Source organism: Lysobacter sp. HDW10 (assembly GCF_011300685.1).
Lineage (GTDB): Bacteria > Pseudomonadota > Gammaproteobacteria > Xanthomonadales > Xanthomonadaceae > Solilutibacter.
In genome coordinates this window covers 361,192-380,103 of the sequence record NZ_CP049864.1, presented here as the reverse complement: position 1 = coordinate 380,103, position 18,912 = coordinate 361,192, and the positions used below count along the sequence as shown (strand labels likewise).

The following is an 18,912-nucleotide window of genomic DNA, read 5'->3' as shown; positions in this document are numbered from 1 at the left end:
GCGGCCATTCACTTTTGCGCACTGCGTCAAAAGGGCACTTGATCCAGCGCAATACGCGCGCTTTTCAGACATGTGAAAATCCTGCCATGAGCATTGAAAAGAATTCGCGCGCGCTGGAGTCCGGGATCTATACCGATCTGGATGGAAAGCTCACCTACGCCGGCTATCTGGATCTGGGCCGACTCCTGTCGGCGCAACATCCGCTGTCCAATCCGCCGCATCATGACGAAATGCTGTTCATCATTCAGCATCAAACCAGTGAGCTTTGGCTCAAGTTGCTGATTCATGAACTGACGGCTGCCATCGCACATTTGCGCAATGACCACGTGGGGCAATTCGGCAAAGTGGTCGCACGCTGCAAACGCGTGTTGGACCAGCTCACCAATCAATGGTCGGTGTTGGAAACCTTGACCCCGTCCGAGTACATGGAATTCCGTGACATCCTCGGCCCGTCGAGCGGATTTCAATCTTTGCAGTACCGTCAGGTCGAGTTCCTGCTGGGCAATAAAAATGCCGGCATGGTGAAAGTGTTCAAACACGACCCACAGGCGCAGCAGACCTTGCAGGCAGCACTGGATGCACCGAGCTTGTATGACGAGTTCTTGCGCTATTTGTCGCGGTGGGGGCACGCAGTGCCCGAAGCGCATGTGTCGCGCGATTGGTCCGTGCCGCATGCGCGCAACGATGACCTGTTGCCGGTATTCGAACGCATTTACGAAGACACCGATGCGTACTTCCGCGAGTACGCGCTGTGCGAAGACTTGGTGGATTTGGAGTCTCAGTTCCAGCTCTGGCGTTTCCGTCATATGCGCACGGTGATGCGCATCATCGGCTTCAAACGCGGCACGGGCGGCTCGAGTGGCGTGGACTTCCTGAAGCGCGCACTCGATCTCACTTTCTTCCCCGAGCTGTTTGATGTACGTACAACCATCGGTCAGAACGGCGGGCATTCACGCCCCTAGCGCCTGAATGCGGGGTATTTGACGCACGCCAATGAAATAAGTGATGCTCGCCGGAATGCGCGGCACGGGGTTGCGCTGCCAATTTGATTTTCGGGAAGTATTTGATGAGTACACCTATTCCAAACCAAGTGGAACCGTCGGGCTTGTCTGTCGTCGCGCCGGTCGACGGCAATCCGCCGCCGTTCGACACGACGATGGGGCACCCAAGACCGTTGTGGATGTTGTTCATGACGGAGTTCTGGGAACGCTTCGCGTTCTACGGTATCCGTTGGGCCTTTGTGTTGTATGTCGTGGCGCAGTTCTACGACGGTGCCGCCACGGGTGAAGCACCCGCAGGCAAGTTGTATGGCGCGTATCTGGCGTTGGTGTATGCGGGCGCGATCTTTGGCGGTTACGTGGCCGACAAGATATTGGGCTACCAGCGTTCGATTCTTCTAGGCGCGGTATTTATGACCGCCGGTTTGTTCATGATTGCGATTCCCAGTGAACATGTGTTCAAGCTGGGCCTTGCCACCGTGATTGTCGGTAATGGCATGTTCAAGCCGATCATTTCCACCTTGGTGGGTAAGCTGTACGCCACCGGCGATGCGCGTCGCGATTCCGGCTTCACCATCTTCTACATGGGTATCAACTCAGGCGCGTTCATCGCCCCGATCATCACGCAGTACCTGGCGAAGAATGTGTTCGGTGTCGACAATATGCCGGCCTACAAGATCGTGTTCATCGCCTCGGGCATCGGCATGATTTTGAGCTTCCTGTGGTTCTGGTTCGGTCGTGCCAAGCTCAAGGGCATCGGTTTGCCAAATCCGGGCAACGAGAGCATCAGCCGCATCGCCGCAGTCGTGGCGGGTGCCTTGTGTGCGATCCCCTTGTTCTACTTCCTGCTGACCATTCCAGCCAGTGCATTGCAGTGGTATGTGTTGGCACCGATGTTTGCCGCGCTGTGCGTGCTGTTGCTTGTCGAGGGCATCCGCAACGGCGCGGTGGCGCGTGACAAGGTGATCGCCATGCTGGTGATCTTCCTGTTCAACATTCTGTTCTTCATGTTCTTCGAACAGGCGGGCAGCAGCTTCACCTTCCTCGCCGACAAGATCGTCAACCGCGACCTTGGTTTCGTGCAGTTCGAGAATGCATGGTTCCAATCGGTGAACTCGGTGGCAATTATCGTCATGGCCCCGATCATTGCGTGGATCTGGATGCGGATGGGGCGGGCCAACCCGTCGATTCCGCGCAAGTTCGCCTTAGGCATCATCTTCAATGGCTTGGCCTTCCTGTTGCTGATGTACGCGCTGGCTTCGTTGGTGGATATCGATACCGGCAAAATCCCGTTCTGGACCTTGTTCGCAGTCTATTGGATCCAGTCGATCGGTGAGCTCTGCCTGTCGCCGGTCGGCCTGTCGATGACCACCAAGTTGGCACCGGAGAAGTTGGTCGGTTTCGGCATGGGCGGTTGGTTCCTGTCGACCGGTATTGGCAACAATCTGTCCGGCCTGTTCGCGGCTGAAGCCAGCGGTGAGGGCGGCATGACTGTAGCCTCGGCACATTCGGCCTACACCAGCGGATTCTGGATCTTGATGATTGGTGGCGTGGCGCTGTTCCTGCTCTCGCCGCTGATCCAAAAGCTGATGCATGGTGTGAAGTAAGTCCGAGCGTTCTTACGGACATGAAAAAGCCCGCTGATAAGCGGGCTTTTTTTGTCGGCCGCGATCTGCGTCTCACGGAAGGGATTCGAGACCGACTTCCAGCTTGTCGAATAGGGCCTCAAGCGTTTCATGTTCGCGCGCATTGAAACCCGACAGCAAGCGTGCTTCAAGTTGCAAGGCCAGCGGCGCGACACGTGCATGCATACGCGCGCCTGAGGCGCTCAGATCCAGCACGGATTTGCGGCGATCCACAGGGTCAATCCTGCGCTTCAGCAGTTTGCGCTCAAGCAGTCGTGCAACCGTTCGGCTAACGGTGACTTTGTCCATGGCGGTGCGTGCAGCCACCTCGTTGGCAGACAGTGCATGGAAATGGCCGAGCACGGCGATGATGCGCCATTCGGTGACAGACAAGTCAAATTCGGCTTGATAGAGCTCGGCGATGCGTGCGCTGATCCGATTTGACAGCACAGACAGGCGATAGGGGATGAAGTCCTCCAGGACCAGTGAGACATCCGCATTCATTTTCTGAGCCTTGACTGCCATCCGCCTGCGTCTCTTGAAATTGGTTTCATTTGAAACTATAAAGGATATCTTCGCAACCATCTTTGGAGACTGCCATGTCCACCCAGCGCGCCAATTCCGACCTAGACGTCGGCATGGTTCCGACCACCTTCGACAACCCGATGGGGATTGCAGGTTTCGAGTTCGTTGAATTTGCCGCGCCGAAAGGTGAGGGCGCAGGCATGCGCGAGTACTTGGAAGGCATGGGGTTTACCGCGATTGCGAAACACAAGGACCGTGACATCACCTTGTTCCGTCAAGGTGCGATCAACTTCTTGTTGAATGAAACGCAAGATACGTTTGCTTCGGACTTCGCAGAAAAGCACGGTGCCTCAGCCTGTGGCTTTGCAGTCAATTTCAATCAACCATCGGCCACGGTGTTGGCACATGTCATTGCCAACGGCGGCGAAGCGATGGGCTTCAAGGCAGACACAAAAGCGGTCGACGCGCCGGTGATCAAAGGCATTGGCGATTGCATGTTGTATCTCGTCGATCGCAATAAAGCCGATTTGTACGCGGACTTCATTCCATTCCAAGGTGTCGACACCCAGCCGAAGGGCTTTGGTCTGACCTTCATTGACCATCTCACGCACAACTTGTTCTTGGGCAACATGCAGAAGTGGTCGGACTATTACGAGAAGTTGTTCAACTTCCGCGAAATCCGTTACTTCGATATCAAAGGCTCCAAGACGGGCTTGCTCTCGAAAGCGATGACGGCGCCCGACGGTATCGTGCGCATCCCGCTCAATGAATCTTCGGATGAAAAGAGCCAGATCAACGAATACTTGCGTGACTACAAAGGCGAAGGCATTCAACACATCGCTTTGTTCACCAACAACATCTATGAATCGGTCGAAGCCATGCACGCGAAAGGCGTGAAATTCTTGGATACACCCGACAGCTATTTCGACGTCATCGACGTGCGCGTGCCCAATCACGGTGAAGACGTGGCACGTCTGCGCAAGAACTCAATCTTGATCGATGCCGATTTGGAAACCAAGCAACGCAAGCTGCTGCAGATCTTTACGCAAAACGCATTCGGTCCGATTTTCTTTGAAATCATTCAGCGCAAGGGGAATGAAGGGTTCGGCGAAGGCAACTTCCAAGCCTTGTTCGAATCGATCGAACGCGACCAAATGAAACGCGGCGTTCTCTAAACGACCTCAGGAGCGCAGGCATGCTCAAGCAAACGGGTTACATGAGCGGATTCGGTAATGAATTCGCCACTGAAGCACTGGCAGGCACCTTGCCGGAAGGTCGTAACAGCCCGCAACGTGTCGCCCATGGCTTGTATGCCGAGCAGCTAAGTGGCACGGCGTTTACTGCGCCACGCCACAGCAATCGCCGTTCATGGCTGTACCGGATTCGTCCTGCAGCGATGCATGGAAAGTTTGCGCCGTTTGAGCAAGTGCATTTCCATAACGATTTCGGCTCGGGCCCGGTCACGCCTGAGCAATTGCGTTGGAGCCCGATGCCGATGCCGTCGACGCCCGTCGATTTCATCGATGGCTTGTTCACCATGGGTGGCAATGGCTCGCCGGTTGCAGGCACGGGGATCGGCATTCACCTGTATGCGGCCAACAAGAACATGGACGGCCGTTACTTCTACAGCGCGGATGGCGAGCTGTTGATCGTGCCGCAACAGGGCACCTTGATCATCGCCACAGAACTCGGTGTGCTTGAAGTGGTGCCGCACGAGATTGCCGTGATTCCGCGCGGGGTTCGATTCAAAGTGGACTTGCCCGATGGGGCATCGCGCGGTTATGTCTGTGAAAACTTTGGTGCGTTCCTGCGTTTGCCTGACCTGGGGCCGATCGGCAGCAACGGTTTGGCGAATCCGCGCGACTTCTTGACGCCGTGCGCCGCGTATGAAGATGTCGAAGGCGCGTTTGAGTTGGTGAGCAAGTTCCAAGGACATCTATGGCGTGCAGACATCGCGCACTCGCCGTTGGATGTTGTGGGTTGGCATGGCAATCACGTGCCGTATAAATACGACCTGCGTAAGTTCAACACGATCGGTTCGATCAGCTACGACCATCCGGATCCGTCCATTTTCTTGGTGTTGAACTCGCCTTCGGACACCCCGGGCGTGGGCAACCTGGACTTCGTGATCTTTGGTCCGCGCGTGCTCGCAATGCAAGACACCTTCCGTCCGCCTTGGTTCCATCGGAACATCGCCAGCGAATGCATGGGCTTGATTCACGGTGAGTACGACGCGAAAGCGGAAGGCTTTGCACCCGGCGGCTGCTCGATTCACAACTGCATGACCGGACACGGCCCCGATGCGGCGACCTTCGAGAAGGCGAGCAACGCGGATACGTCGAAGCCGGACTACGTCAAAGACACGATGGCCTTCATGTTCGAATCGCGCAATGTGATCCGGCCGACGCCACAGGCCTTGGATGCAGCGCATTTGCAGCGTGAATATATCGAGTGCTGGGCAGGGCTGAAGAAGCACTTCACACCCGCTTAATGCCATCTTTGGCTCACAACCGTTAGGCTTGTACCTTCGCTTGCGTGTGCGCAAGCTCAAGGACAGTGGATTGATGGCCCAAGATAGATCACCGCCACCTGCAGGCATCACTCGGCGCGCCCGTCGGCTCGCCGCGGATTTTCTGCGTCTTGAGGCCGCGGGCGGCATCTTACTGATTGGCGCCGCGATCTTGGCCCTCATCTTGGCCAATTCGCCACTCGAACAGTTCTACGAGCACTTCCGTGAAATGCCGATGCAAATTCGCATTGGCGCTTTGGATATTTCCAAACCCTTATTGCTTTGGATCAACGACGGCCTGATGGCGGTGTTCTTCTTGCTGGTCGCCCTTGAGATCAAACGAGAAACGATCTCGGGTCAGCTGTCGCAAAAAGGCCAACTGGCACTTCCCTTGCTGTGCGCCGCAGGGGGCGTTGCAGTCCCCGCATTGATCTTCACCGCATTCAATACAGGCAACGACGCGCTGATGCGCGGTTGGGCGATTCCCACGGCAACAGACATCGCGTTTGCTTTGGGCGTGTTGTCGCTCTTGGGATCTCGCGTGCCCAGCAGCATGAAAATCTTGCTGTCCGCCATTGCCGTGATTGATGACCTTGCCGCCATCGTCATCATTGCCGTCTTCTACACGAGTGAAATGTCTTGGGTGGCGCTCACCTTTGCAGCCGTGGCCATTGCCGTCATGGTGATATTGAACCGATGCAAGGTGCGCGCGATCACGCCGTATCTGATCTTGGGCTGCGTGGTTTGGGTGTGTGTGCTGAAGTCAGGTGTTCACGCAACGCTTGCGGGTGTGGTCACGGGCCTTTGCATTCCGCATACGCGCGAAGCAGATCACAAAGCGCAATCGCCTTTGGAAACCCTAGAACATGTGTTGCATCCTTGGGTGGCCTATTTGATCTTGCCCGTCTTTGCATTCGCCAACGCCGGTTTGATGATTGCGGACTTCAGCTTGGCGGATTTGGCCACGCCGTTGTCGCTCGGCATTCTGGTGGGCTTGGTCGTGGGTAAGCCAATCGGTGTCGTCACCGTGGCGATGCTATGTCATGCAACGGGCCGTATACCGCTACCCAAAGATCTGAACTTCTCGGCACTCTTGGGTCTCGGCATCTTGTGCGGGATTGGTTTCACCATGAGCCTGTTTATTTCAGGGCTCGCATTTGGCGAAGTCGGCGCGAATTTTGACCACAGTGTCTTGGCGATTTTGGCCGCATCGGCGATCGCAGCTATTTCGGGATATATCTGGTTGTATCTGACCTTGCCGAAAAAATCAGCTTGATTCGCGCGCTAGTCGGCGCAGCGCAATGTAGAACACGCCGCCCAGGATCATTGCGCCGCCTAGCCAAACTCGAACGCCCGGTTGGTCGCCCCAAAGGAAGACACCGAGCAATGCGGTGATGACGGGGACCAACAATAGCCAGGGCATCAGCTGTGCAACCGGATGGCGCTTGACCAGCGCAAAATACAAGCCGTGTCCAAGCAATGAAGACACGAAGGCGGAGTAGGCCGCGCCCACCCAAACGCGCCATGTGAAGTCCGGCAACTTCGCCAGTTGTCCCGACTCAAAGAAGTGACTGATCAGCAGCAAGGGGACGATGCTTAGAGCGGCCATCCACCCTTGCTGTGTCCACACGTCGATACCCTGCAGACCTTTCATCAAGACGGTGGCAACCGCCAACATAAATGCCGCAACCAGCATGGTGTAGAGCGCGACGGGATTCGCAAGAACTTCCGGGTCAAGACCCAAAACGAGCACACCCAAGAACGCGACGCCAATGGACAAGCCCGTGCGCCAACCAAATTGTTCACCCAGAAAGAAGCGTCCCAAGATCACCGTCATTGGCACATAAGACTGCGTCACGATGGCGGGCGAGGTCAGTTGACCGGCCAAATGCAAAGCAAGAAAGCTCAACCCGAAATGCGCCACACCGATCAGAAGGCTCACGATGATCAATCGTGTGCGTTGATTCTTCGGCGGCAATTTCATCAAGAACAGCATCGGAATCAACAACAGGCCAAACCGCATCGCCGTGAATAGGAAGGGCGCTGCTTCGCGCATCGCCCAAGCGGAGGTCAGGAAGTTGAATGCCCATGCCACGACAACGAGCATGAGCAGGCCGATATCTCTCAGCCCCAATTGCTTTTGATTGTCCATGCGCTGTGTTGATCAGTACGGAATGCCAAGCTTCTTGAACAGCTTGGCCAAGACCCACGCTGGACCAATCAGCAAATAGGTGAGGTCGGTGAAAAAGCTGGGCTTACGGCCTTCAATCTTGTGGCCGACAAACTGACCGACCCACGCCACCACAAACACCGAGATGCCCATCAGCAAGAAATTCTTCGCGCCCATCTGCGGATACAAGAAGCGCGAGCTCCACGAAATGATCATGAAGAAGACGAGTGCGCCAAACGCTAAAGGTTTCGACAAGCGCCAATAGAACATCCACACAGCGAACATGCTGAGCGCCGCCCACGTGCCCGCACGAAACCAAGTGCCGGGCACCGGCACGCACCACAGCATCACCATGATCGACCAGAAGATCAGCGGCACACAGAAGACATGGATCCACTGATTCGTTGTATTGACGTGATCAGCGCCGTAGTTCGCAAACCAACGGTCCACGGGTCGAAGGGTGTTATCTACGATTTCCACTGTGCGCTTCCCTTGTCAGTCGAGACGGATGCCGGCGATTCGGTCCAAGGCTTCAGCATACTTGGCGCGGGTGCGTTCGATCACATCATCCGGCACTTCCGGGCCGGGTGCGGTTTTGTTCCAGTCCAGCGTTTCCAAATAGTCGCGCACGAACTGCTTGTCGAAGCTTGGCGGACTGCTGCCGACCACATAGTCCGCCGCGGGCCAATAGCGCGATGAGTCAGGCGTCAGCATTTCATCCATGACATACAGCGTGCCGGCGTCGTCCAGCCCAAACTCGAACTTGGTGTCCGCCAGAATGATGCCGCGCTCGGCGGCAAAATCGCGGGCAAACACATACAGCGCCAGCGTTGCGTCGCGCACACGTTCTGCCATCTCTTGACCGATCAAAGCAATGACATCATCAAAACTGATGTTTTCGTCATGGTCGCCCACGGCGGCTTTCGAAGAAGGCGTGAAAATGGGTTCGGGCAGTTTTTCTGCTTGACGCAGGCCGGTGGGCAAGGTGATGCCACTGACTTGCCCGGTGTTTTGGTAATCCTTCCAGCCGCTTCCAATCAAGTAACCGCGCGCAATGGCTTCAACAGGCAGCGGCTTCAATTTTTTGGTGACTACAGACCGCTGCGCATAGAGTGCAGGATCCGTGCCTTCGGGCAACACGGTCGCGACATCGCGGCCCGTGAGGTGGTTGGGCAGAATGTGTGCTGTTTTCTCAAACCAGAAATTGCTGATCTGACACAGCATTTCACCCTTGCCCGGGATGGGTTTTGGCAGCACGACATCAAAGGCCGACAAACGATCGGAGGCCACCATCAATAGACACCCGTCGTGCAGGTCGTACACGTCGCGCACTTTGCCGCGGTGCATGAGGTCGAGGCCGGGCAGATCGGACTGCGAAAGCGTGGTGGGCACTGGCGAAAGCTCCGCAAAACACCATTGTAATTCAGGGTTAGCACGGGCCGAAGCGGCGAAAGGCTAAAATGAGCGCTGACCTTTGACGTGCCCGATGCCATGCCTCAGAACGCAGTGATCGCACCTTCCATCTTGTCGGCAAATTTCGCCCGTCTTGGGGAGGAAGTGGATGCCGTCTTGGCAGCAGGCGCCGATTGGGTGCACTTCGACGTCATGGACAACCATTACGTGCCCAACCTCACCATTGGCCCGTTGGTCTGCGAAGCCTTGCGCAAGCATGGCGTCACCGCCCCGATCGATGTGCACTTGATGGTCGAGCCCGTGGATAGGATCATTCCGGATTTTGCGCGCGCGGGTGCCAGTTGGATCAGCTTTCATCCTGAAGCCAGCAAACATGTGCACCGCACAATTCAATTGATTAAGAGCGAAGGCTGCAAAGCCGGTGTGGTCTTAAACCCCGCAACCCCAGTTGAAGTACTCGATTACGTGCTGGACGAAGTCGACTACGTGTTGCTGATGTCCGTCAATCCGGGCTTCGGTGGTCAGTCCTTCATCACGAGCACCTTGCAGAAATTGCGCGCTGTGCGCGAGCGCATTGATCGCAGCGGACGTGACATCCGCCTGGAAGTCGATGGCGGCGTGAAAGTGGACAACATCGGCGCCATTGCCGCTGCGGGTGCAGATGCATTTGTCGCAGGCAGTGCCATCTTCGGAGCGAGCGATTACAACGACGTGATTGCACGCATGCGTAGCGAAATTCAGGCGGCAACGGCCAAGTAAGGCTTTGGACAGCCCGCGCATGTGCGTGGGCGTCGACGCACTGTCAGCTACGCATGATCCTCGTCCTCGACAACTACGACAGTTTCACTTGGAATCTTGTGCAATATCTGCAAGGTCTGGGTGCGCACACTGAAGTGTTCCGAAATGATGCTGTCAGCGTGGCTGACATTGCGTTGAAACAGCCTTCGCATATTGTGATTTCGCCGGGCCCCTGTACGCCCGACGAAGCAGGGATATCGATGGACGTCATTCGTGCATTCGGCCCAACCACGCCCATCCTCGGTGTGTGTTTAGGGCATCAGGCCATTGGCCAGGTGTATGGCGGGAATGTCGTTGGCGCGCAGCACATCATGCACGGTAAAACGTCTTCGATCACGCATGACGGCACAGGCGTTTTTAAGGGCTTGCCTTCGAGTTTTACTGCAACGCGCTATCACTCTTTAGTGGTTGCACCTGAAACGCTGCCCGCCGAACTTCGCGTAAACGCCTGGACAGAAGAAGGCGACGCGCGTGTCATCATGGGCATGCAACATCGCACCTATCCTGTGCACGGTGTGCAGTTTCATCCTGAGGCGATTCTGACCGAGCACGGCCACGCCTTACTTCGCAACTTTCTTGACACAGGTGCCTGATGTCTTCGGCTGCAAATAAGTTCATCGTTTTTGATTTCGACCACACCTTGTATGACGGCGACTCGGGGTCGCACCTTTATCTCTGGCTGATTCGTCGCAGCGTGTGGCGCAGTCTGCTTGCGTTGCTGATCTTGCCGATCGCAGCGCCCTTGATTGCGTTCATGCCGACGCGGCGCGCGGGTATTTCCGCCTTCGTATGGGTCGGAAGTTTGGGCTTGCATTCGATTGAGCAGTACAACCGTCGCATCGACGACTATGTGCTCGCACACAAGGCAGACATCGATAAGCGCATCTTGCCAATCGCATTTCGTGTGCTTAAAACACACCTTGAAGCAGGCGATGAAGTTGTGATTGCCACGGGTGCGCCGCCTGAACTTGCCAGTGCCATCTTCCGTTTTGTAGAGCACACGCCTGTGCGTGTGATTGGCACGGTCATGAAGCCATTTTGGGGTGGCATGGTCGCGGGTGAACATTGTCACTTCAACAACAAGATGACGATGTTGCGTGCAGCGGGATTCAATCGAGAGATTGACAGCGCCTATTCTGACAGTCGCGCCGATTTGCCCTTGCTGCTGGCCGCGAAGTCACCGGTCGTTGTGAATCCGAACACGCGCGCCGTGGCGGACTTTAAACGCCTGCTCGGTGCAGAGACGCCGATCTTGAACTGGGGATGCAAAGACCGTGCTGGAACGCCGGTCGCTTAGTTAAGCGGTGAGGTATTTGACGAACCGCAGCGTGCCGTCGCTATAACCGTTGTCGCGATAAAACTTGTGCGCATCGGTGCGTTGCGAACCGCTGGTGATTTCAATGCGAGCGGCACCGCCTGCACGTCCACGGCGCTCTGCCTCACGTAGAAGTTGTTTACCCAAGCCACGACCTTGCGCGTCTGGTGTCACCACCATAGCGGTGATGCGGCAGGTGGTTGTGTCGAGCGGTAGGTAGTACATGAAGTCGAGCGAGAGGAGACCGCACACAACACCACCGCAGCGTGCCACCAATAAGACTTGGCGGTGGTTGTCGGTGATCGACATGATGCGGTTGGAGGCATCCTCGCGTGAGCAGGGGTAGCCAAGTGTTTCAAGGAGGCCGGCGACATCATCGGCATCCATGGGCGTGGCGACGCGAACATCCGCATCGGGGAGTGCACCGGCCGACGCCCAGTCGCTCATATCAACGCGCGGAATACAACACGATGGTCTTGCCGCGAGCGTGCAGGACGCCGTCGGCTTGTAGCTTCTTCAACACGCGGCCTGCCATTTCACGCGAACAGCCGACGAGGCGGGCAATTTCTTGGCGCGAAATGCGCAATTGCGTGCCTTGCGGGTGGCTCATTGCGTCCGGCTCAAGGGCCAAATCGTGCAGGGTGCGGATGATGCGGTCAGTGACATCCAAGAAGGCCAGACGGCCTGCCTTGCGACCGGTGTCGCGCAGGCGGCGCGTCAACTGGGCGCCAATGGCGAACAAGATTTTTGCCGCATCCGGCGCCAACGCGCCAGTCAGCAGATTCAGCAGGTTTTCGTAGCTGATCTCCGCGAGTTCGGTTTGCACGCGTGTTCGCAAGGTGACTTCGCGTTGGGGCGACTGGATATACAGGCCCATTTCGCCCACAAATTCACCCTTGCCGTAATAGCCGAGGATTAGCTCGCGACCATCTTCTTCCTCGGTCAGGATGCTGACCGAACCATTCAAGATGATGTACATCGTCGACGCCGGATCGCCCGGGCGGAAGACATCGACGCGTGCCGGGTAGCGATGGCGTTGGCATTTTGCCAACAGGCGCTCCAGTGCCGGGGCATCCAGGACAAGCGGGCCAGTCGGAGGGCGGGTGCCCAAGTGACCCGCAGAAAGCGGATAGATCATGAGATACCGTATCGAATGTGTTCTACATCGCATTATTGCACCCCAGCGCTAGGATAAGTAGTGCAAGGGGTTTTTGACTCACACCTTCAGCAGGGATGCCGCATAATTGTCGCCTCCAACCGATTCTCGAGACACGACTTTGGTCAAACCACTTCCGCGCCTGAAGCTGCAGGGTTTCAACAACCTGACGAAGTCCCTGAGCTTCAATATTTATGACGTTTGCTACGCCTCTTCCGAGGACGAGCGCCAGCGTTACATCGAATACATCGATGAGGAATACAACGCAGATCGTCTGACCCAAATCTTGACGGACGTGGCCGAAATCATCGGCGCGAATATTTTGAATATCGCGCGCCAGGATTACGACCCGCAGGGCGCTTCGGTCACGATCCTGATCTCCGAGCAACCGGTGATTGATAAAGCCGATGCCAAAGGCGTGATTTCAGATGCCGTCGTGGCCCATTTGGATAAGTCGCACATCACGGTGCACACCTATCCGGAAACCCACCCGGATAACGGTATTGCCACCTTCCGTGCTGACATCGATGTCTCGACTTGCGGCGTGATTTCACCGCTGAAGGCGCTGAACTATTTGATCGAATCGCTGGAAAGCGACATCGTGGTGATGGACTATCGCGTGCGCGGTTTTACCCGTGATATCAAGGGTAAAAAGCACTTTATTGATCACAAGATCAATTCGATCCAAGACTACTTGGCGAAGAATGTGAAGTCGCGTTACGAAATGATCGACGTCAACGTGTATCAGGAAAATACCTTCCACACGAAGATGCATTTGAAAGAGTTCGACCTCGACAACTATCTGTTCGAAGAGAAGTCACGCAACTTGTCATTCAAAGAACGCATGAAGATCGAAGCGCGTCTGAAGCGTGAGATTGAAGAGCTGTATCACGGCCGCAACTTGGTCGACTAAGCGCGCCTCAAATGCGGTAAGCGACGGCCTTCATGACCTTGGAGGCCAGGGTCATGACACCGGCCACCGGTCTCGGCAATAGTCGGGCACCGGCGGCTTCGGCATTGTCGGCATGACGGGCCTCGTCTTCCTTCATCACCTTGAGAATCGCTCGGCTGCGGAGATCTTCGGCAGGCAAGGTTTCCAGATGATCTTCCAGGTGCGCCTCAACTTGGCGTTCGGTTTCGACAACAAACCCCAGATTCCAGCCGTCACCGCGCAGGCCAGCCAGCACGCCAATGGCATGACTGCCGGCGTACCACAGCGGGTTTAACAGGCTAGGGCGGCTATCGAGTTCCTCGAGTCGGTCCGCGCACCACGCCAAATGGTCGGTTTCTTCTTGTGCCGCCTCTAACAGATGGGCGCGGGTGTCAGGGTCGCGGGCGACCGCAGCTTGGCCGAAATACAGGGCCTGAGCGCAGACTTCACCCACGTGGTTGATGCGCATGAGACCGGCCGCATGGCGGCGACCCGCCTCGTCGAGCACCACGTCAGGCTCGGCGTCACCCGGGTTGGGGCGCTCGGCCGGGGGGCGTCCAAAGACCGTGACAAGGCCGTTTTGGGCGTCGTCGATCCAGCGATCCAGGGCCCCGAGGGTGCGAAAGGAGGTGTGTTCAGACGGGTGGGCAGCATTCATCCCGACATTATCTCTCGGGGAGCAGACCCCGGTCACCTTGCACGCATTCGGAAAGCGGACTATAATTCCGCTTCTTTTGTTCCACCCATCAGAACATCGCGTGGCAAAGTTCCGCTGAGATCAGCGCAATCCGCCCGACCATGTACCGATACTTACACGAGCAAGCTCATGAAGACTTTTTCCGCCAAAGCTGACAACGTGCAGCAAGATTGGTACGTGGTAGATGCCGACGGCCAAACCCTCGGCCGCCTCTGTGTCGAAATCGCACACCGCCTCCGTGGCAAGCACAAGCCTGTCTACACCCCGCATATGGATACCGGCGATTACATCGTTGTGATCAATGCTGAGAAGATTGCCGTCACCGGCAACAAACTCAAAGACAAGAAATATCACCGCTTCACCGGCTACATCGGTAACTTGAAGACCGAAACCCTGGGCGAAGCGCTCGACCGTCACCCGGAGCGCGTCATCGAAACCGGCGTGAAGGGCATGCTGCCGAAGAATCCGTTGGGCCGTGCGATGTATCGCAAGCTCAAAGTGTATGCAGGTCCGAACCACCCGCATGCTGCCCAACAACCGCAGCCGCTGAAATTCTGAGGACCGTAGATCATGGCAATTCAACAAAACTACGGCACCGGCCGTCGCAAGTCCTCCACCGCCCGCGTGTTCCTGCGCAAGGGTGAAGGCAAAATCACCATCAACGGTCGCGCCATTGAAGATTTCTTCGGCCGCGAAACCGCTCGCATGATCGTCCGCCAACCGCTGGAACTGACCCAGTCGACCGATAAGTTCGACGTGTTTGTCACGGCAACGGGCGGTGGCACCACCGGCCAAGCCGGCGCCATCCGTTTGGGCATCGCGCGCGCTTTGGTCGAATACGACGAAACCTTGAAGAGCGAATTGCGCAAGGCTGGTTTCATGACCCGCGACGCGCGTGAAGTTGAACGTAAGAAGGTCGGCTTGCACAAAGCCCGCCGCGCAACGCAGTACTCGAAGCGCTAATCGAGCTGCTGTTGCAAACGAAGAAACCCGCATCTCGATGCGGGTTTTTTTGTGCCTCAAATCCCGTAATCTTGTCGACATGAACGAAGAGACTTTTTCCCCGCCTTACAGCGCACTCAACGACTTCGAACAGGATGTGCGTTTGTATGGCTACGCGGCCTTGGCAACGCCGGATTTCGAGCGACTGGCGGGTATGCCTACACAGGCATTCGAATCGCTGAAAGCCACATGGGATGACTTGCCGCCTGACGAATGGCTGCGCGACGGCGGTAAATACCGTTTTAGACGGCACGCGAGCTTGTGGGTTGAGAACGACGAAATCGCATTGCAACCGCATCGTGCGCATTTTCAGCCGGTGGACTACAACGCACTTCATGGCGGATTGCACCGCATGTTTGCGCCGGTGCTGGAAGACACGCTGTCGAATCCTGCATGGCGCGAGACGGTGTTAGCGTTGGCGCGCGCATGCAACCTCATTCGGGGCGTCGACACAAAATGGTTCGTCGAGGCACATCAATTTCGAATCGATACGGGAGACGGCCTCGGTCGCCCCACACCCGAAGGCGCACATCGCGATGGCGTGGACTTCGTTGCCGTCATTTTGGTTGATCGCGTCAATATCACCGGTGGTGAAACCCGGGTGTTCGACTACAACGGGCCTAACGGTCAACGATTTGTTTTGCGTGCGCCGTGGAGCCTGCTTTTTATGGAAGATGCGCGGGTGATTCACGAGAGCACACCGATTCGTCGCGCCGTGGAAGATCGAGCGGGGCACCGCGACACTTTGGTGCTTACATACCGAGCCAATGCGTTTATCGGCGAAGATTGATACGAGCGACATCCAGCCCATTCCACGTGTGCGAAAATACGCCTTTCGGACCAATTGGATGTTTGAATGAAACTGGGTTCTCTGAAAGAAGGCGGCCGCGACGGCACTTTGATCGTCGTTTCACGTGATTTGAAGCGTGCGGTGCGCGCCACCGGCATCGTCGACACTTTGCAACGTGCGCTGGAAGACTGGTCGAATATCGCCCCGCGTTTGAACGCGCTTTCGGACCAATTGAACGCAGGTCATGCCGAAGGCGCTTTCGATGTGGACTTCCAAGCTTTGGCAGCACCCATGCCGCGCGCCTATGAGTTTGTCGACGGCAGCGCCTACTTGCCGCATGTCGAACGCGTGCGTCGTGCGCGCGGTGCGGAAGTGCCGGAAAGCTTCTACGTTGACCCATTGATGTATCAAGCCGTCAGTGCCGGTTTCTATGGTCCGCGCGATGCCGTGCTTGTGGCCTCAGAAGACTATGGGATTGATTTGGAAGCGGAAGTCGTGGTCATCACCGACGACGTCCCCGCAGGTGTGTCACCGGAAGCCGCCGCCACCCATATCCAGTTGGTGGGCCTGGTCAACGACGTCAGCTTGCGCGGCCTGATTCCGGGTGAATTGGCCAAAGGGTTTGGCTTTCTCCAATCCAAGCCGCGCTCTGCGCTGTCCCCCGTGTTCGTGACGCCCGATGAGCTGGGTGACGCGTGGCAAGATTCGAAAGTCCACCTCGCCATGCTGACCCATATCAATGGGCAATGGTTTGGTGCGCCCGAAGCGGGTGTCGACATGCAATTCAACTTCGGCCAATTGGTGGCACATGCCGCCAAGACCCGACCGCTGTCAGCAGGGACGATTGTTGGCTCGGGCACGGTGGCCAATGAAGACACCACACGGGGTGCTTCATGCTTTGCAGAACAGCGTACAGTGGAGACGCTGCGGGACGGCAAGCCGTCCACACCCTTCATGAAGTTCGGCGACACTGTTCGCATTGAAATGCTTGATGCGTCCGGCGCCTCCGTCTTCGGTGCCATCGAACAAAGGATAGATCGTCAGCCATGAGCGGAAATGCCCTCGTCCTGTATTCCTATTGGCGTTCCAGCGCGGCCTACCGCGTACGGATCGGACTCAATCTGAAAGGTTTGGAATACGACATCGTGCCAGTGCATTTGGTGCGAGAAGGGGGAGAGCAACATTCCGCGGCGCACGCGCAGCGTAATCCGCAAGAATTGATCCCTGTATTGGCGCACGGCGATCGTGTGCTGACGCAATCTGCCGCGATTCTCGAATACGTCGACGAAATTTTTCCTGACACGCCGTCGCTGTTGCCGGCCACGGCGCGTGAACGTGCATTTGCACGTGCGCTGTCACAAGTCGTTGCGTGTGACATTCATCCGCTCGGTAACTTGCGGGTTTTGCAGTATTTGTCGAACACCTTGGATGTGGGCGAAGATCAACGCAATGAATGGTCCAAGCATTGGATCGGCAATGGCTTGGACGCGTTTGAAGTGCTCCTCACCCAGCATGGTGAGGGCAGTGAATTTTGTGTCGGCGATCGACCGGGCATGGCCGAGTGTTTCCTGATACCGCAGCTCTACAACGCGCGTCGCTTTGGTTTGGACATGGCGCGTTGGCCGAACATCTCAAGAATCGATGCGGCCTGCGAAGGCTTGGACGCATTCAAGGCCGCCCACCCGTCTGTGCAGGTGGACGCGCAACCGGCCTAAGGACCGGCGTTATTACTGAAATTCTTCGAAGTTGTTGCTGAATTCCGTCGCCTTCGGAATACCTGCGTCGTCGTCTTCTTTGATGGCATCCGCGGCTTGGGTCGCAAAGATTTCTGCGTAGGCATCGTGCTCTTCGCCCGCACCATCGGACAAACGGAACTTCACGGCCAGACCATCTCTCGAATCGGCGGCACGCAGCGCATCTTCCTCGCTGATACGACCCGCCTTCGTGAGTCGGAACAAAGACTGATCGAAGGTATGCATGCCGTCTTGAAGTGATTCTTCCATCGCTTGTTTGATGGCATGCACTTGACCCCGACGCATCAAGTCGCGAATCAACTGCGTATTGATCAACACTTCCGACGCCGGCAAACGCTTGCCGTCACTACCGCTAATCAATCGAAGTGCGACCACAGCGTGCAAGTTCAGCGAAAGATTCATCAGCACGTTCTTATGCGCTGATTCCGGGAAGAAGTTCAGAATGCGTTCGATGGCTTGGTCAGCGTTGTTTGCGTGCAATGTCGCCAGGCACAAATGCCCGGTTTCTGCGAACGCAATGGCGGATTCCATCGTGTGTGCATCCAAGATTTCACCGATCAAGATGACATCGGGTGTTTCACGCATCGCGTTCTTCAGCGCGTTATGGAACCCATGCGTATCAATCCCGACTTCGCGCTGGTTCACCAAAGAACGTTTGTGGCGATGCAAGTATTCGATCGGATCTTCGATCGTCAAAATGTGGCCACTCATATGGCTATTGCGATGATCGATCATCGAAGCCAAGGTGGTGGACTTACCCGAACCGGTTGAACCCACCACCAAAATCAAACCGCGTGGTGCGGAAATCAACGTTTTCAGTGTGTCGGGCAATTGCAGTTCGTTGATCGTTGGGATCTCTGTGCGAATCGCACGAATCACCATGCCCACTTCGCCGCGTTGCTTAAACACGTTGACACGGAAGCGGCCGATGTCTTCGACCATCAAGCCCATGTTGAGTTCCAACTCACGTTCGAACGTGGCGCGTTGATCTTCATCCATCAACGAATTGGCGATTCTGCGCACCAAGCCCGGCGGCAATGCCGTGGTGCCCAAGGGATGCATCTTGCCTTCAATCTTGACGTGAATCGGCGCACCGGTGGTCAGGAACATGTCCGACCCGCGCTTTTGCATCATGAGTTTCAGAAAGTGACCGATATCCATCGAATTTCCCCAAGCTTCAACCCCCTATGGCAACAGGAAATGGTCACTTGCGCAAGGGCTTTTGCAGG

The 18,912-nt window shown here is 56.4% G+C and carries 22 protein-coding genes; 14 read left to right on the top strand and 8 right to left on the bottom strand.

The features are described 5' to 3' along the window. The first annotated feature begins 86 nt into the window (after window positions 1-86). Together G7069_RS01855 and G7069_RS01850 are read left to right on the top strand one after the other, a co-directional pair. On the top strand, window positions 87-962 hold the full coding sequence (locus G7069_RS01855) for a tryptophan 2,3-dioxygenase family protein (RefSeq protein ID WP_166293704.1): 876 nt from the start codon (window positions 87-89) through the stop codon (window positions 960-962). A gap of 194 nt (window positions 963-1,156) precedes the next feature. After that, on the top strand, window positions 1,157-2,605 hold the full coding sequence (locus G7069_RS01850) for an oligopeptide:H+ symporter (protein WP_240912644.1): 1,449 nt from the start codon (window positions 1,157-1,159) through the stop codon (window positions 2,603-2,605). A 72-nt stretch (window positions 2,606-2,677) separates the two neighbouring features. On the opposite strand, the gene G7069_RS01845 is transcribed toward G7069_RS01850, so the two are convergent. Then, on the bottom strand, window positions 2,678-3,148 hold the full coding sequence (locus tag G7069_RS01845; RefSeq protein WP_166293700.1) for a MarR family winged helix-turn-helix transcriptional regulator: 471 nt from the start codon (window positions 3,146-3,148) through the stop codon (window positions 2,678-2,680). 74 nt (window positions 3,149-3,222) lie between these two features. On the opposite strand from G7069_RS01845, the gene hppD reads away from it, so the two are divergent. The 3 genes from hppD (at window position 3,223) to nhaA (ending at window position 6,933) form a co-directional block, all read left to right on the top strand. Beyond that, on the top strand, window positions 3,223-4,323 hold the full coding sequence (gene hppD / locus G7069_RS01840; RefSeq protein WP_205758732.1) for a 4-hydroxyphenylpyruvate dioxygenase: 1,101 nt from the start codon (window positions 3,223-3,225) through the stop codon (window positions 4,321-4,323). Window positions 4,324-4,343: 20 nt separating this feature from the next. After that, window positions 4,344-5,639 carry a homogentisate 1,2-dioxygenase gene (gene hmgA, locus G7069_RS01835; protein WP_166293698.1) on the top strand — a complete coding sequence of 432 codons (1,296 nt, stop codon included), beginning with the start codon at window positions 4,344-4,346 and terminating at the stop codon, window positions 5,637-5,639. Between the two features lie 73 nt (window positions 5,640-5,712). Beyond that, window positions 5,713-6,933 carry a Na+/H+ antiporter NhaA gene (gene nhaA, locus G7069_RS01830; protein WP_166293696.1) on the top strand — a complete coding sequence of 407 codons (1,221 nt, stop codon included), beginning with the start codon at window positions 5,713-5,715 and terminating at the stop codon, window positions 6,931-6,933. Here the strand turns inward: nhaA and G7069_RS01825 are convergent. The 3 genes from G7069_RS01825 to G7069_RS01815 are packed head-to-tail and all read right to left on the bottom strand — an operon-like array spanning window position 6,925 to window position 9,219. Further along, window positions 6,925-7,809: a DMT family transporter gene (locus tag G7069_RS01825; protein WP_166293694.1), complete on the bottom strand. Its 885-nt coding sequence runs from the start codon at window positions 7,807-7,809 to the stop codon at window positions 6,925-6,927. The genes nhaA and G7069_RS01825 overlap by 9 nt on opposite strands. A gap of 12 nt (window positions 7,810-7,821) precedes the next feature. Beyond that, window positions 7,822-8,307 carry an Mpo1-like protein gene (locus G7069_RS01820; RefSeq protein WP_205758731.1) on the bottom strand — a complete coding sequence of 162 codons (486 nt, stop codon included), beginning with the start codon at window positions 8,305-8,307 and terminating at the stop codon, window positions 7,822-7,824. Between the two features lie 15 nt (window positions 8,308-8,322). Further along, the gene (locus G7069_RS01815) at window positions 8,323-9,219 is read right to left on the bottom strand and encodes a phosphoribosylaminoimidazolesuccinocarboxamide synthase (protein ID WP_166293692.1); all 897 of its coding nucleotides are present in this window, start codon (window positions 9,217-9,219) and stop codon (window positions 8,323-8,325) included. A gap of 99 nt (window positions 9,220-9,318) precedes the next feature. Here G7069_RS01815 and rpe point away from each other — a divergent pair, with 99 nt between their 5' ends. From rpe to G7069_RS01800, 3 genes are read left to right on the top strand one after another with little or no spacing between them, the layout of a single operon-like run. Continuing rightward, on the top strand, window positions 9,319-9,999 hold the full coding sequence (gene rpe, locus G7069_RS01810; protein WP_166293690.1) for a ribulose-phosphate 3-epimerase: 681 nt from the start codon (window positions 9,319-9,321) through the stop codon (window positions 9,997-9,999). A 53-nt stretch (window positions 10,000-10,052) separates the two neighbouring features. Beyond that, the gene (locus tag G7069_RS01805; protein WP_166293688.1) at window positions 10,053-10,631 is read left to right on the top strand and encodes an aminodeoxychorismate/anthranilate synthase component II; all 579 of its coding nucleotides are present in this window, start codon (window positions 10,053-10,055) and stop codon (window positions 10,629-10,631) included. Then, window positions 10,631-11,335: a haloacid dehalogenase-like hydrolase gene (locus tag G7069_RS01800; RefSeq protein ID WP_166293685.1), complete on the top strand. Its 705-nt coding sequence runs from the start codon at window positions 10,631-10,633 to the stop codon at window positions 11,333-11,335. The genes G7069_RS01805 and G7069_RS01800 overlap by 1 nt, the downstream gene beginning before the upstream one ends. Here the strand turns inward: G7069_RS01800 and G7069_RS01795 are convergent, their stop codons facing one another. Beyond that, entirely contained in the window at window positions 11,336-11,800 is a 465-nt protein-coding gene (locus G7069_RS01795; RefSeq protein WP_166293683.1) for a GNAT family N-acetyltransferase, read from the bottom strand. Between the two features lies 1 nt (window position 11,801). Then, on the bottom strand, window positions 11,802-12,491 hold the full coding sequence (gene crp, locus G7069_RS01790) for a cAMP-activated global transcriptional regulator CRP (protein ID WP_166293681.1): 690 nt from the start codon (window positions 12,489-12,491) through the stop codon (window positions 11,802-11,804). Window positions 12,492-12,630: 139 nt separating this feature from the next. On the opposite strand from crp, the gene speD reads away from it, so the two are divergent. After that, complete coding sequence (speD, locus tag G7069_RS01785) at window positions 12,631-13,422, top strand: adenosylmethionine decarboxylase (protein ID WP_166293679.1); 792 nt, start codon at window positions 12,631-12,633, stop codon at window positions 13,420-13,422. A gap of 7 nt (window positions 13,423-13,429) precedes the next feature. On the opposite strand, the gene coq7 is transcribed toward speD, so the two are convergent. Next, window positions 13,430-14,098: a 2-polyprenyl-3-methyl-6-methoxy-1,4-benzoquinone monooxygenase gene (gene coq7 / locus G7069_RS01780; RefSeq protein WP_166293677.1), complete on the bottom strand. Its 669-nt coding sequence runs from the start codon at window positions 14,096-14,098 to the stop codon at window positions 13,430-13,432. A gap of 168 nt (window positions 14,099-14,266) precedes the next feature. On the opposite strand from coq7, the gene rplM reads away from it, so the two are divergent. From rplM to maiA, 5 genes are all read left to right on the top strand, one after another. After that, window positions 14,267-14,695, top strand: coding sequence for a 50S ribosomal protein L13 (gene rplM, locus G7069_RS01775; RefSeq protein ID WP_166293675.1), 429 nt, complete (start codon window positions 14,267-14,269; stop codon window positions 14,693-14,695). A gap of 12 nt (window positions 14,696-14,707) precedes the next feature. Then, the gene (gene rpsI / locus G7069_RS01770; protein ID WP_166293672.1) at window positions 14,708-15,100 is read left to right on the top strand and encodes a 30S ribosomal protein S9; all 393 of its coding nucleotides are present in this window, start codon (window positions 14,708-14,710) and stop codon (window positions 15,098-15,100) included. A 79-nt stretch (window positions 15,101-15,179) separates the two neighbouring features. Beyond that, window positions 15,180-15,929, top strand: a complete 750-nt coding sequence (locus G7069_RS01765; protein ID WP_166293670.1) for a 2OG-Fe dioxygenase family protein — start codon at window positions 15,180-15,182, stop codon at window positions 15,927-15,929. A gap of 66 nt (window positions 15,930-15,995) precedes the next feature. Further along, complete coding sequence (locus G7069_RS01760) at window positions 15,996-16,979, top strand: fumarylacetoacetate hydrolase family protein (protein ID WP_166293668.1); 984 nt, start codon at window positions 15,996-15,998, stop codon at window positions 16,977-16,979. Further along, window positions 16,976-17,644: a maleylacetoacetate isomerase gene (maiA, locus tag G7069_RS01755; RefSeq protein WP_166293666.1), complete on the top strand. Its 669-nt coding sequence runs from the start codon at window positions 16,976-16,978 to the stop codon at window positions 17,642-17,644. The genes G7069_RS01760 and maiA overlap by 4 nt, the downstream gene beginning before the upstream one ends. Before the next feature lie 12 nt (window positions 17,645-17,656). On the opposite strand, the gene G7069_RS01750 is transcribed toward maiA, so the two are convergent. Continuing rightward, complete coding sequence (locus G7069_RS01750) at window positions 17,657-18,844, bottom strand: PilT/PilU family type 4a pilus ATPase (protein WP_166293664.1); 1,188 nt, start codon at window positions 18,842-18,844, stop codon at window positions 17,657-17,659. Between the last annotated feature and the right edge of the window lie 68 nt (window positions 18,845-18,912).

What these genes read in the sequence shown, in the direction of transcription:
- G7069_RS01855 (WP_166293704.1), top strand. Translation starts at nt 87, where the DNA reads ATGAGCATTGAAAAGAATTCGCGCGCGCTGGAGTCCGGGATCTATACC.
- G7069_RS01850 (WP_240912644.1), top strand. Translation starts at nt 1,157, where the DNA reads ATGGGGCACCCAAGACCGTTGTGGATGTTGTTCATGACGGAGTTCTGG.
- G7069_RS01845 (WP_166293700.1), bottom strand. Translation starts at nt 3,148, where the DNA reads ATGGCAGTCAAGGCTCAGAAAATGAATGCGGATGTCTCACTGGTCCTG.
- hppD (WP_205758732.1), top strand. Translation starts at nt 3,223, where the DNA reads ATGTCCACCCAGCGCGCCAATTCCGACCTAGACGTCGGCATGGTTCCG.
- hmgA (WP_166293698.1), top strand. Translation starts at nt 4,344, where the DNA reads ATGCTCAAGCAAACGGGTTACATGAGCGGATTCGGTAATGAATTCGCC.
- nhaA (WP_166293696.1), top strand. Translation starts at nt 5,713, where the DNA reads ATGGCCCAAGATAGATCACCGCCACCTGCAGGCATCACTCGGCGCGCC.
- G7069_RS01825 (WP_166293694.1), bottom strand. Translation starts at nt 7,809, where the DNA reads ATGGACAATCAAAAGCAATTGGGGCTGAGAGATATCGGCCTGCTCATG.
- rpe (WP_166293690.1), top strand. Translation starts at nt 9,319, where the DNA reads ATGCCTCAGAACGCAGTGATCGCACCTTCCATCTTGTCGGCAAATTTC.
- G7069_RS01805 (WP_166293688.1), top strand. Translation starts at nt 10,053, where the DNA reads ATGATCCTCGTCCTCGACAACTACGACAGTTTCACTTGGAATCTTGTG.
- G7069_RS01800 (WP_166293685.1), top strand. Translation starts at nt 10,631, where the DNA reads ATGTCTTCGGCTGCAAATAAGTTCATCGTTTTTGATTTCGACCACACC.
- G7069_RS01795 (WP_166293683.1), bottom strand. Translation starts at nt 11,800, where the DNA reads ATGAGCGACTGGGCGTCGGCCGGTGCACTCCCCGATGCGGATGTTCGC.
- crp (WP_166293681.1), bottom strand. Translation starts at nt 12,491, where the DNA reads ATGATCTATCCGCTTTCTGCGGGTCACTTGGGCACCCGCCCTCCGACT.
- coq7 (WP_166293677.1), bottom strand. Translation starts at nt 14,098, where the DNA reads ATGAATGCTGCCCACCCGTCTGAACACACCTCCTTTCGCACCCTCGGG.
- rplM (WP_166293675.1), top strand. Translation starts at nt 14,267, where the DNA reads ATGAAGACTTTTTCCGCCAAAGCTGACAACGTGCAGCAAGATTGGTAC.
- rpsI (WP_166293672.1), top strand. Translation starts at nt 14,708, where the DNA reads ATGGCAATTCAACAAAACTACGGCACCGGCCGTCGCAAGTCCTCCACC.
- G7069_RS01765 (WP_166293670.1), top strand. Translation starts at nt 15,180, where the DNA reads ATGAACGAAGAGACTTTTTCCCCGCCTTACAGCGCACTCAACGACTTC.
- G7069_RS01760 (WP_166293668.1), top strand. Translation starts at nt 15,996, where the DNA reads ATGAAACTGGGTTCTCTGAAAGAAGGCGGCCGCGACGGCACTTTGATC.
- maiA (WP_166293666.1), top strand. Translation starts at nt 16,976, where the DNA reads ATGAGCGGAAATGCCCTCGTCCTGTATTCCTATTGGCGTTCCAGCGCG.
- G7069_RS01750 (WP_166293664.1), bottom strand. Translation starts at nt 18,844, where the DNA reads ATGGATATCGGTCACTTTCTGAAACTCATGATGCAAAAGCGCGGGTCG.